Origin of the sequence: Mangrovibacter yixingensis (assembly GCF_020523985.1) — a bacterium.
Classification (GTDB): domain Bacteria; phylum Pseudomonadota; class Gammaproteobacteria; order Enterobacterales; family Enterobacteriaceae; genus Mangrovibacter; species Mangrovibacter yixingensis.
On the sequence record NZ_JAIVKM010000002.1, the window covers coordinates 368420 to 380944 of the forward strand.

The window sequence follows — 12525 nt, forward strand, 5'->3', positions numbered from 1 at the left end:
TACGGGCAAAACATCTTTGCCCGGGTGTATTACCACCAATCAGTAAAGCAGACGTGCACGAACTGTCCCAGGAATGGCTTTCATGCTTTGTAGTGCTGCATCAGCCACATCTTCCGCCGCATTGATATCAATAACCACATAGCCCATATGCGGAGAAGTTTGCAGGTACTGAGCTGCAATGTTGATCCCCTGGTCTGCAAAAATATGGTTAATTGCAGTCAGGATGCCTGGGCGGTTTTCATGGATATGCAACAAACGGCTGGTGCTGCTGGTGTGCTGAGGCAGCGACACTTCAGGGAAATTCACCGCAGAGAGTGTTGAACCGTTATCAGAATATTTCACCAACTTCCCGGCAACTTCAATACCAATATTTTCCTGCGCTTCTTGCGTGGAGCCACCAATATGAGGTGTCAGTAGCACGTTATCAAACTCACACAGAGGCGAAGTGAAAGGATCGCTATTGGTGGCAGGTTCTGTTGGGTAGACGTCGATGGCTGCGCCAGCCAGATGTTGGCTTGCCAGTGCATCACACAACGCTTCAATATCAACAACAGTACCGCGGGAAGCGTTAATAAGCAGGGAGCCAGGCTTCATCATGGCAATCTGCTCTGCACCCATCATATCTTTGGTAGATGCATTTTCAGGAACATGCAGGCTGACAACATCACTCATATTCAGTAAGTCTGATAAATGCTGAACCTGTGTAGCGTTACCCAACGGCAATTTGCTTTCAATATCATAGAAATAAACGTGCATCCCCAGAGATTCCGCCAGAATCCCCAACTGAGTACCGATATGGCCGTAACCAATGATCCCCAGTTTTTTACCACGCGCTTCAAAACTACCCACGGCCTGTTTGTGCCAGATACCACGGTGCGCTTTCGCATTCGATGCCGGAACGCCACGCAACAATAACAACAGTTCGCCAATAACCAGTTCTGCAACAGAACGGGTATTTGAGAACGGCGCGTTAAATACCGGAATGCCACGTTTACCTGCTGCATCGAGGTCAACCTGGTTTGTGCCAATACAGAAACACCCTACCGCAACCAATTTTTCAGCCGCAGCAAAAACGTCTTCGGTCAGATGGGTACGGGATCGTAAACCGATAAAATGAGCATCACGGATGGACTCTTTAAGAGATTCAGTGTCCAGTGCGCCTTTATGATATTCAATATTGTTGTAGCCTGCTGCGCGAAGGTTATCGATTGCTTTTTGATGCACCCCTTCCACCAGCAGGAATTTAATCTTGTCTTTCTCCAGTGATACTTTTGCCATTTCCCGACCCTGTGTTATCTGAAAGAATACGCTGCGTGAAATAAGCCAGCCTTCTGTCAACATATCAAAAATTACGCCTCCGGCAATAACGATGTTTTGTCACTTATGCTGAGCAAAACGCAAGTCAGGAGGGATGCTGGGCGTTCCATCCAGAAAACCAAGAAATGGCAGCAATAAAAACCACAATAGAAATTAAATGTGAACATTATCACTGAATTTAAAATTTCTTAAAATTTTTCAGTAAAACGACTTCAGGAGGGCAGTTCAGCCCTCCAGCCAGATCATTTCACAATAGTTTTGACGCCGTCAGCCGTACCAATAAGCGCGATATCCGCACCACGGTTGGCAAACAACCCAACCGTAACCACACCTGGAATGGCGTTGATAGCATTTTCTGTGGCAACGGGGTCGATGATGGATAAACCATAAACATCCAAAATCACGTTACCGTTATCAGTCAATACGCCCTGGCGATATTCCGGGCGTCCGCCTAATTTAACCAGGCTACGCGCAACGCAACTGCGGGCCATAGGGATAACTTCAACAGGCAAAGGGAAGTTACCCAAAATATCAACCTGTTTGGAGGCATCGGCAATACAGATAAATTTTTCCGCTACAGAGGCAATGATTTTTTCACGGGTTAAAGCAGCACCACCACCTTTGATCATTTGCATCTGCCCGTTGATTTCATCTGCACCATCAACGTAGATGCCCAGAGAGTCAACATTGTTAAGGTCAAACACGGGGATGCCCAACGCTTTGAGCTTGGCGGTCGATGCATCGGAACTGGATACCGCACCTTCGATTTGATGCTTAACGGTGCCCAGGGCATCAATAAAATGTGCAGCAGTGGACCCAGTGCCCACACCAACGATAGTTCCGGGTTGCACATACTGTAAAGCGGCCCATCCCACTGCTTTCTTCAGTTCATCCTGCGTCATGGTGTTTTTTGCCTGTGATAGAAAAGATGAAAAAACCGGGGACGCATTATAGAACAGCACGACTAAAAATACCGTGTCTGAGGCAAAAATACGCTGAATGAAAAGGCAAATTACGTGCCATATGTAAGGATTTTCGCTGGATCATGTCTGGTTTTATGTCATAGTGCCAAAAGCCAAAAAAACAGGAGCACATCGAAATAATGAAACGCCCGGACTACAAAACACTACAGGCGCTGGACTCAGTTATCCGCGAACGCGGGTTTGAACGAGCAGCACAAAAGCTTTGTATCACCCAGTCTGCGGTGTCTCAACGAATCAAACAGTTGGAAAATTTATTCGGCCAGCCATTGTTGGTAAGAACCGTACCACCCCGCCCTACAGAGCAAGGGCAAAAACTTCTCGCCCTACTCCGCCAGGTAGAATTGCTTGAAGAAGAGTGGTTGGGCGATGAGCAAACCGGGTCAACACCGCTGTTATTATCGTTAGCTGTCAACGCCGACAGCCTGGCAACCTGGTTGCTTCCTGCACTCGCTCCAGTACTGGCTGATTCGCCAATTCGTCTCAACCTGCAAGTGGAAGACGAAACCCGTACCCAGGAACGTTTGCGCCGTGGTGAAGTGGTTGGGGCCGTCAGTATACAGGCTCAGGCACTGCCCAGTTGCCTGGTTAATAAGCTCGGTGCACTGGACTACTTGTTTGTCGGTTCCAAAGCGTTTGCCGATCGCTATTTCCCTAATGGCGTAAACCGCACTTCATTGCTTAAAGCCCCTGCAGTTGCGTTTGACCACCTTGATGATATGCATCAGGCATTCTTACAGCAGAACTTCGATCTTTCTCCTGGCAGCGTGCCTTGCCATATCGTGAACTCGTCTGAGGCTTTTGTTCAACTTGCACGCCAGGGAACAACCTGCTGTATGATTCCACACCTGCAAATTGAAAAAGAGTTAGACAGCGGTGAGCTTATTGATTTGACGCCAGGGCTGTTCCAGCGCCGTATGCTTTATTGGCACAGATTTGCGCCAGAAAGCCGCATGATGCGTAAAGTGACGGATGCACTTCTGGCTTATGGTCATAAAGTATTACGCCAGGAATAACGGTCTTTTTTGCCTGTTTATCGCGCGAACCCAAGCGAGTGTTCTCTGTAAGATTTAATAACAAATAGATAAAACTGGTTATTATCCGTCGGCATCAGAATGTTAGACAATGCGTCGGTTAATTCGCACAGGCGGGTGTTACAGACTGGCATGAAAACGTTATTTATCACGATTTTTTCTCTCGGGCTGTTTGGCTTATTAGGTTACAGCCTCTATCTTCCGGCCGCGGTGATGTACTTTCACGGACAGACACTATTTATTTCCAGCGTCGCGGCAACAGCTGAATGCCAGATGTGGCACACCCTGGTATTCGCGATTTCCGGTACACTCGGCACCATCATTCTGCAGCGTATATTCGCAATGGCATCTTTACTGAAAGCGCTGGCTTGCACATTAGGGCTGGCAACCAGTAACCTGCTGGTGCTCATGGCATTACTGCAAGTGAAGAGTACATTTTTCGAACCACTCAATGCCAACCGATTAAGCCATGTACCACTAAGTGATTTTTCTGTTTATGGCTATGTTGTAGCTGCGGCGATTATTGCGCTGATTATCACTGGTGCGGTAAATTTATTCCCTCGTCGGCAGCCCATTTGGTACTGACCCAATCACGCATTTATGAAAAAGGCTTCCATCAGGAAGCCTTTTTTGCTTGTGTTAACCGCAACAGCTATCACTGAGCGGAAGCAGCCTGTGGGCTCATTTCGAATACCACATCTACCTGGTCACTAAACTGAATCGTTTGCTGGTCGTAGGTATCTTCAGCGGAAACCGGAGCCGCATCGGCTTTCATCATTCGCACCATAGGTGAAGGCTGATAATTAGCAACGTGGTAACGCACACTGTATACCGGGCCCAGTTTGGCGTGGAAACCTTGCGCAAGCGATTTTGCCTGTGCAATGGCGTCATTGATTGCCGCTTCACGAGCCTGTTCTTTATACGCGTTCGGGCTGGAGACCCCCAGTGACACTGAGCGAATCTCATTTAACCCGGCCTTAAGCGCGCCATCAAGCAACCCGCTAAGTGCATCGAGTTTGCGCACGGTAACAGCAACGTTGCGCACCGCACGGTAGCCTTTGAGTTCGCGCTTCCCTTCTTTCAGGTATTCATATTCAGGCTGGGTGCGCAAATTCGCCGCATCAATATCCTTTTTATCGACACCTTTTTCCTGCAGGAAAGAGAAGTAACGCGCAACACGCTCATCAGCCTGTTTTTTGGCGCTGGCTGCATCCTTCGCAGTAACACTCACCTCGATGGATAGCGTCGCAATATCCGGCACTGCGTCTACACTGGCACTTCCTGATGTGACAATATGAGGACCATTTGGCAACTCATTAGCAACACCAGAAAAAGAGACCAATCCTAAAACACCAGCCAATAACAACACGTTAAACTTCATTTATTATCCTCCATGCAATTTTAAACCTAACAGGAAGTACTTCTCGTTACATCCTGCCAGCAAGAGTAACGATTAATCACCAGATGTCTATAGGATAATTACGCCCACCTGTTAATCAAAACAACACTTGAAGATGATGAACGCCTTCCTGTGCCAGCCTTAGTGCAATAACCCACATCACGCTGCCAACTATAAAATTGATCACTCGTTGCGCACGTTGAGTGCGCAGACGCGGGGCAAACCAGGCGGCGAGCAGTGCCAGGCCAAAAAACCACATGAACGAGGCGCTTACCGTACCCAACGCAAACCAGCGTTTGGGTTCTGTTGCCAGTTGCCCTCCCAGGCTGCCCAATACCACAAAGGTATCCAGATACACATGAGGATTGAGCCAGGTCACAGCCAGCATTGTTGTAATAATACGCCAACGCCCCTGTCCTGATATCTGCGCTTCATCCAGTTCTATGTTGCTGCTGAACGCTGTTTTGAGCGCCCCCCATCCATACCACAATAAAAATGCCACACCGCCCCAGGTAACAAGACCCAGAAGCCAGGGGGAGCGCATTAACAATGCACTACCACCAAAGATCCCACCACAAATCAGCACTAAATCACTGAAGGAACACAGTGCTGCAATCATCAGGTGATACTGGCGACGAACCCCCTGGTTCATCACAAACGCATTCTGTGGCCCAAGGGGTAAGATCATCGCTGCGCCCAACATCAACCCTTGTAGATACCAGCTAAACATAGTTCATCCTTTTCTTTTGGGAATGGCGCGCAGTCTACGTAGTTTGTGTTATTAGTGGAAATTGATATTTTTAATTATTAATAAGAATATCTAATGATGGTGGATAAAATAATGGCCAGTCTGTGCTGGCCATTAAAACCGATGACAACTATCGCCACTGGCTCATTTCACGCATTCAGGAAATACTCATTTACCCTCAGCAATACAACAACCTCGAAACAACAAGGTTATTTCTCTTGCTCGCGAATCATATGAACATCCATTTGCGGGTAAGGAATACCGATACCATTGGCATCCAGTGTCTTCTTAATTTTCTCCAGTGTATCCCAGTACACTTCAAAGAGATCCGCGCTGTTGCTCCAGGCTCGTACTACAAAGTTTAGCGATGAGTCTCCCAGAGCATTCAGCCTTACGGTGATCCCTTTATCTTTAATGACACGATCATCTGCCATCAGAATATCCGTAATGAGCTGCTTAACCAGATCGATATCCGCATCGTAGGAGACACCAATAATGAACTCGTTACGACGCATAGGTTCACGTGAATAGTTAATAATATCGCCTGAGATAATTTTGCCGTTCGGGACTACGATAATTTTGCCGTCCACACTGCGCAAGGTGGTAGAGAAGATCTGTACATTCAGAACAGTACCCGCGGCACCACCCAGATCAACATATTCACCACTACGGAATGGGCGGAATGTCACCAGTAATACGCCTGCCGCAAGGTTAGACAACGACCCTTGCAACGCAAGACCAACAGCTAAACCAGCTGCACCCAATACGGCAATAACAGAGGCTGTTTGCACTCCAACCCTGCCTAACGCAGCAATCAGAGTGAACGCGATAATGCCATAGCGAACCAGCGCAGAAAGAAAATCTGCTACGGTGGCATCAATTTTTCGGGCCTGCATAACACGGTTGAGCGCATTCGAAATTAATCGGGCAACCACAAAGCCGATAATAATAATGACTACGGCCGAGACAATATTAACGGCGTAATCAACCAGCAAAGCCTGATTGCGCATCAACCAGGTGCCTGCATCATTTATGCTGTCCACAACATGTATGTCTTCCATCTGGGTTCCTTGTCTCCGTTAGTAAAAAGCAAATTTACACCGCAAAGATGTTTCTAAAGGGTAAACAAAAAGTTTGCCTTATGCCAGACAGCTCACATTTTTATGCTTTAAACCAAGAAAAAGGCGTAAAAAAACCCGCCTCAGAGGCGGGTTTTTAGTGGAAACAGAAACGAACTACTTACAGAACGTTAATTGCGTTCAGTTCAGTGAACGCCTGCTCCAGACGAGCTACCATTGACTGCTGACCAGCACGCAGCCATACACGCGGGTCATAGTATTTTTTGTTCGGCTGGTCGTCGCCTTTCGGGTTACCCAACTGGCCTTGCAGGTAAGCTTCGTTTTCTTTGTAGTAGTTCAGGATACCTTCCCAGGTTGCCCACTGGGTATCGGTATCGATGTTCATTTTAATCACACCGTAGCTTACGGAGTCTTTGATTTCCTGGGCAGTTGAACCAGAACCACCGTGGAATACGAAGTTCAGGCTGTTGTGCGGCAGGTTGTGTTTTTTGCACACATATTCTTGAGAATCGCGCAGAATAGTCGGGGTCAGTTTAACGTTACCTGGTTTGTAAACACCATGTACGTTACCGAAAGAAGCTGCGATGGTGAAACGCGGGCTGATTGCGTTCAGTTTGGTGTATGCATAATCAACGTCTTCTGGCTGAGTGTACAGAGCAGAAGCGTCCATGTGGCTGTTATCCACACCATCTTCTTCACCACCAGTACAACCCAGCTCGATTTCCAGGGTCATATCCATTTTGGACATACGAGCCAGGTATTTAGAGCAAAGCTCGATGTTTTCTTCCAGAGACTCTTCAGACAGGTCGATCATGTGGGAAGAGAACAGCGGTTTACCAGTGGCAGCAAAGTGTTTTTCACCAGCGTCCAGCAGGCCATCAATCCACGGCAGCAGTTTTTTAGCGCAGTGGTCAGTATGCAGAATAACCGGAACACCATAATGTTCAGCCATATGATGAACGTGAAGCGCACCAGAGATAGCACCCAGAATTGCTGCCTGTTGGCCTTCGCCTTTGTAGCCTTTACCAGCGATAAATGCAGCACCACCGTTAGAGAACTGAACGATTACTGGCGCTTTAACTTTGGCAGCAGTTTCCAGAACAGCGTTAATAGAATCAGTACCGACGCAGTTAACTGCCGGTAAAGCAAAGTTATTTTCTTTTGCTACCTGGAAAACTTTCTGAACATCATCACCAGTGATAACGCCAGGTTTCACGAAATCAAAAATTTTAGACATATTACGTTGTCCTGTATCTTCGGCCTTGGAAAAGGGGATGTGGCCTGGTTAACCAGGCACACAGAAAACGATGGGCAGGAATCCCTGCCCGAATGTATTACTTCTTAGCACGCTCTTCGAGCATAGCAACAGCTGGCAGAACTTTACCTTCTACGAATTCAAGGAAAGCGCCACCACCGGTGGAGATGTAAGAGATTTTGTCTGAGATACCGAACAGATCGATTGCCGCCAGAGTATCACCACCGCCTGCGATAGAGAACGCATCGCTTTCAGCAATAGCTTTAGCAACAATTTCGGTGCCTTTACGGAAGTTCGGGAACTCAAACACACCAACCGGGCCATTCCACAGAATAGTTTTAGCGTTTTTCAGGATTTCAGCCAGTTTCTCAGCAGAAACATCGCCCATATCCAGGATTTGCTCTTCGTCTTTCACTTCAGTTACAGACTTCAGTGTAGCCGGTGCAGTTTCAGAGAACTCAGTCGCTACGCGAACATCAGTCGGTACCGGGATGTCGCAAATAGTCAGCAGACGTTTTGCTTCTTCAACCAAGTCTGGTTCATACAGAGATTTGCCCACTTTGTTGCCTTGTGCAGCAACGAAGGTGTTAGCAATACCGCCACCAACGATCAGCTGGTCAGCGATTTTAGACAGGGAGTCAAGAACTGTCAGTTTAGTGGAAACTTTAGAACCACCAACGATAGCAACCATCGGGCGAGCAGGTTCTTTCAGTGCTTTACCCAGAGCGTCCAGTTCAGCTGCCAGCAGCGGGCCTGCGCAAGCGATTTCAGCAAATTTTCCAACACCGTGAGTTGATGCCTGAGCACGGTGAGCAGTACCGAAAGCGTCCATAACGAAAACATCACACAGTGCTGCGTATTTTTTGGACAGTGCTTCGTCGTCTTTCTTCTCGCCTTTGTTAAAGCGAACGTTTTCCAGAACAACCAGTTCACCAGCCGCCACTTCAACGCCATCCAGGTAGTCTTTTGCTAAACGAACTGGCGCAGAGAGTTTGTCTTTCAGGTAATTCACAACTGGCAGCAGAGAGAATTCTTCGTTGTACTCGCCTTCAGTCGGACGACCCAGATGGGAAGTCACCATCACTTTCGCACCTTGTTTCAGGGCAATTTCAATGGTCGGCAGAGATGCACGGATACGCGCATCAGAAGTCACTTTCCCTTCTTTAACCGGTACGTTCAGATCCGCACGGATAAGAACGCGTTTACCAGCCAGATCCAGATCGGACATCTTAATTACAGACATGGTGAATCCTCTCGTTGATTCTAAAAGTTTTGCAGGCGCAAATTACGCCTTACCTGATATCTGTGTTGCAGACATCGCCAACGTGGTATCCAGCATTCGGTTGGCGAAGCCCCACTCATTATCACACCAGACCAACGTTTTGATCAGGTGCCCACCACTTACCCGGGTTTGGGTGCCATCCACAATAGCGCTATGCGGATCGTGGTTGAAATCTGTCGAGACTAACGGTAATTCCGTATAGTCAACTATACCATGAAATGCCCCCTGTGCCGCTTTTTGCAGCAACAGGTTAACCTCTTGCGCTGTTACCTTGTGTGACACAGTGACGCTCAAATCAATGGCAGTCACATTAATTACTGGTACACGTACAGCGATAGCTTCAAAGCGGTCACAAAATTTCGGAAAAATACGGGTGATGCCTGCAGCCAGCCGGGTATCAACCGGGATAATAGACTGGCTGGCTGCCCGGGTGCGGCGCAGGTCCGGGTGGTAAGCATCGATCACTTGCTGGTCATGCATCGCAGAGTGAATAGTTGTGACCGTTCCTGATTCAATTTCCCATGCTTCATCAAGCAGCTTAATCACGGGAATAATACAGTTCGTGGTGCAGGATGCGTTGGAAACAATGCGGTCTGTGGGGCGAAGTTGTTCATGATTGACACCGTAAACAACGGTGGCATCCAGCGTGTTGCCACCAGGATGTGAAAACAGCACTTTTTTGGCCCCAGCCTCAATGTGAGCAAGGCCATCCTCACGGCTACCATAGACCCCAGTACAATCCAGCACGATATCTACATCCAGTGCCTGCCACGGCAATGAGGCAATATCCCGTTGATGCAAAATGCGGACAGTGTCATCGCCAATAAAGAGCTGTTCGCGGTCATGGCGAACTTCCCAGGCAAAACGGCCATGGCTGGTATCGTATTTAAGCAAATGCGCCATACCAGCGGCATCAGCCAGTTCGTTGATTGCCACAACGGTGATTTCCGCACGGCGACCGGATTCGTAAAGTGCCCGAACCACGTTCCGCCCGATGCGACCAAAGCCATTTATCGCGATGCGTACGGTCATATCTCTCCTGCCAGGATTCTGTGCAATGTTGTGGCAAACAGGGTAATGCAGCCACCGCCTCAGGGGAATCCTCGCCAGCCATAAATCACGACTGTTTGATTAAATGTCGAACATTTAAAACTACTGAAACGCTTCAGCCAGCATATTAGAAATAAGGAATAAAGGGAATATTCCCTCCACGTTATCACTCATTCTTCTGACATGCGTCACACTTTTTTGCCATTTCAGACGCCAGACAATAATCCAGATAAGAATAACCACCAGGAATAATGGAATAATTTATTGCCTGAGGTGAAACCACGTGCGTAAAAAAGCCGGGCATGTGCCCGGCTGATATAAATGAACGCTAATAATACGATTACAGCAAAGATTTCGCCTGTTTCACTACGTTTTCTACAGTGAAACCGAACTCTTTAAACAGCAGTTCTGCTGGTGCAGATTCACCGAAAGAAGTCATGCCTACAATGGCACCATTCAGGCCGGTGTATTTGTACCAGTAGTCAGCAATGCCAGCTTCGATTGCCACACGGGCAGCAACTGCTTTAGGCAATACCGCTTCACGGTAAGCGGCGTCCTGTTTCTCAAACACATCAGTTGACGGCATAGAAACTACACGCGCTTTGACGCCTTCGCCAGACAGTTGTTCCCAGGCAGCAACAGCCAGTTCCACTTCAGAACCGGTAGCAATGAAGATCACTTGTGGCTGGCCTTCACAGTCTTTCAGCACATAACCACCGCGAGCGGCATCGGCCAATTGCTGTGCACTACGCTCCTGCTGTGCCAAGTTCTGACGAGACAAAATTAACGCGGTAGGGCCATCATGACGTTCAACTGCTGCTTTCCAGGCAATCGCACTTTCTACCTGGTCACAAGGGCGCCAGGTGCTCATGTTTGGCGTCACACGCAGAGAAGCCAACTGCTCTACAGGCTGGTGAGTCGGGCCATCTTCGCCCAGACCGATGGAGTCATGGGTATACACCATCACCTGGCGCTGTTTCATCAGTGCAGCCATACGCACCGCGTTACGAGCATATTCCACAAACATCAGGAAAGTGGAGGTATATGGCAGAAAACCGCCGTGCAGCGCGATACCGTTGGCAATCGCTGTCATCCCGAATTCACGCACACCGTAATGAATGTAGTTACCAGCGGTGTCTTCGTTAATGGATTTGGAGCCAGACCAGATAGTCAGGTTACTTGGTGCCAGGTCAGCAGAGCCGCCAAGGAATTCCGGTAACCACGGCCCGAAGGCTTCAATGGCATTCTGAGATGCTTTACGGCTGGCGATTTTCGCCGGGTTGGCCTGCAATTTTTCAATAAAGGCCTGTGAGTTTGCTGCAAAATCAGCGGGCATTTCACCGTTCATACGACGGGTGAATTCAGCCGCTTCCTGCGGGAAGGCTTTGCTATAGGCCGCAAATTTTTCATCCCAGGCAGATTCTTTTGCTTTGCCCGCTTCAGAGGCATCCCACTGACCATAAATATCCTGTGGAATAACAAAAGGTTCGTATTTCCAGCCCAACTGCTCACGGGTAGCTGCGACTTCGGCATCACCCAACGGTGCACCATGGGAGTCGTGGGTACCGGCTTTGTTCGGCGAACCGAAACCAATGATGGTTTTGCACATCAGCAGCGACGGTTTGTCTGTTACGCTGCGCGCTTCGTCGATGGCGCGTTTGATAGAATCCGCATCATGGCCGTCAACAGCACGCACCACATGCCAGCCATAGGCTTCAAAGCGTTTGGCGGTGTCATCAGTGAACCAGCCATCTACGTGACCATCGATGGAAATACCGTTGTCGTCATAAAACGCAACCAGTTTACCCAGTTTCAGGGTACCCGCCAGCGAGCAGACTTCATGAGAAATCCCTTCCATCATGCAGCCATCGCCCATAAAGGCATAGGTGTGGTGGTCAACGATTTCATGGCCCGGACGGTTAAACTGCGCAGCCATTGTTTTCTCAGCAATCGCCATACCTACGGCGTTAGCAATCCCTTGCCCCAGCGGGCCAGTGGTGGTTTCAACACCTGCGGTGTACCCCACTTCCGGGTGACCAGGAGTTTTGGAGTGCAGTTGGCGGAAGTTTTTCAGTTCTTCAATCGGCAGGTCGTAGCCGGAAAGGTGCAACAGGCTGTAAAGCAGCATGGAGCCATGGCCGTTAGACAGAACAAAGCGGTCACGGTCAGCCCAGTGCGGGTTCTTCGGGTTATGATTCAGGTAATCACGCCACAGGACCTCAGCAATGTCAGCCATCCCCATAGGGGCTCCGGGGTGACCGGATTTGGCTTTTTGTACTGCGTCCATGCTGAGCGCACGAATGGCGTTGGCAAGCTCTTTACGAGAAGACATTTTGACTCCAGATCGGATAGTTGAAGACCAGGCCTTAATAACGGTTTCA

Annotated in this window: 11 protein-coding genes; 2 read left to right on the forward strand and 9 right to left on the reverse strand. The window is 48.6% G+C overall.

Annotation, left to right across the window (positions count from 1 at the left end; all coding sequences use genetic code 11):
* Positions 1 to 39: 39 nt before the first annotated feature.
* Positions 40 to 1278: a phosphoglycerate dehydrogenase gene (gene serA / locus LC084_RS12370; protein WP_226571515.1), complete on the reverse strand. Its 1239-nt coding sequence runs from the start codon at positions 1276 to 1278 to the stop codon at positions 40 to 42.
* 281 nt (positions 1279 to 1559) lie between these two features.
* Positions 1560 to 2219, reverse strand: coding sequence for a ribose-5-phosphate isomerase RpiA (rpiA, locus tag LC084_RS12375; RefSeq protein ID WP_226571516.1), 660 nt, complete (start codon positions 2217 to 2219; stop codon positions 1560 to 1562).
* 200 nt (positions 2220 to 2419) lie between these two features.
* Between rpiA and argP the strand changes: the two genes are divergently transcribed.
* On the forward strand, positions 2420 to 3313 hold the full coding sequence (gene argP / locus LC084_RS12380) for a DNA-binding transcriptional regulator ArgP (RefSeq protein WP_226571517.1): 894 nt from the start codon (positions 2420 to 2422) through the stop codon (positions 3311 to 3313).
* Between the two features lie 150 nt (positions 3314 to 3463).
* The gene (locus tag LC084_RS12385; RefSeq protein WP_226571518.1) at positions 3464 to 3916 is read left to right on the forward strand and encodes a hypothetical protein; all 453 of its coding nucleotides are present in this window, start codon (positions 3464 to 3466) and stop codon (positions 3914 to 3916) included.
* Between the two features lie 70 nt (positions 3917 to 3986).
* Here the strand turns inward: LC084_RS12385 and LC084_RS12390 are convergent, their stop codons facing one another.
* From LC084_RS12390 to tkt, 7 genes are all read right to left on the reverse strand, one after another.
* A complete protein-coding gene (locus tag LC084_RS12390; RefSeq protein ID WP_226571519.1) occupies positions 3987 to 4712 on the reverse strand; it encodes an oxidative stress defense protein in 726 nt (241 codons plus the stop codon).
* 115 nt (positions 4713 to 4827) lie between these two features.
* Entirely contained in the window at positions 4828 to 5460 is a 633-nt protein-coding gene (gene argO, locus LC084_RS12395; RefSeq protein ID WP_226571520.1) for an arginine exporter ArgO, read from the reverse strand.
* Between the two features lie 227 nt (positions 5461 to 5687).
* Positions 5688 to 6539, reverse strand: coding sequence for a small-conductance mechanosensitive channel MscS (gene mscS, locus LC084_RS12400; protein WP_226571521.1), 852 nt, complete (start codon positions 6537 to 6539; stop codon positions 5688 to 5690).
* Positions 6540 to 6717: 178 nt separating this feature from the next.
* On the reverse strand, positions 6718 to 7794 hold the full coding sequence (gene fbaA, locus LC084_RS12405; RefSeq protein WP_226571522.1) for a class II fructose-bisphosphate aldolase: 1077 nt from the start codon (positions 7792 to 7794) through the stop codon (positions 6718 to 6720).
* A 97-nt stretch (positions 7795 to 7891) separates the two neighbouring features.
* Positions 7892 to 9055, reverse strand: a complete 1164-nt coding sequence (gene pgk / locus LC084_RS12410; protein WP_036102837.1) for a phosphoglycerate kinase — start codon at positions 9053 to 9055, stop codon at positions 7892 to 7894.
* 42 nt (positions 9056 to 9097) lie between these two features.
* Entirely contained in the window at positions 9098 to 10126 is a 1029-nt protein-coding gene (gene epd, locus LC084_RS12415) for an erythrose-4-phosphate dehydrogenase (protein ID WP_226571523.1), read from the reverse strand.
* Positions 10127 to 10484: 358 nt separating this feature from the next.
* Positions 10485 to 12476, reverse strand: a complete 1992-nt coding sequence (tkt, locus tag LC084_RS12420) for a transketolase (protein ID WP_226571524.1) — start codon at positions 12474 to 12476, stop codon at positions 10485 to 10487.
* Positions 12477 to 12525 lie beyond the last annotated feature (49 nt).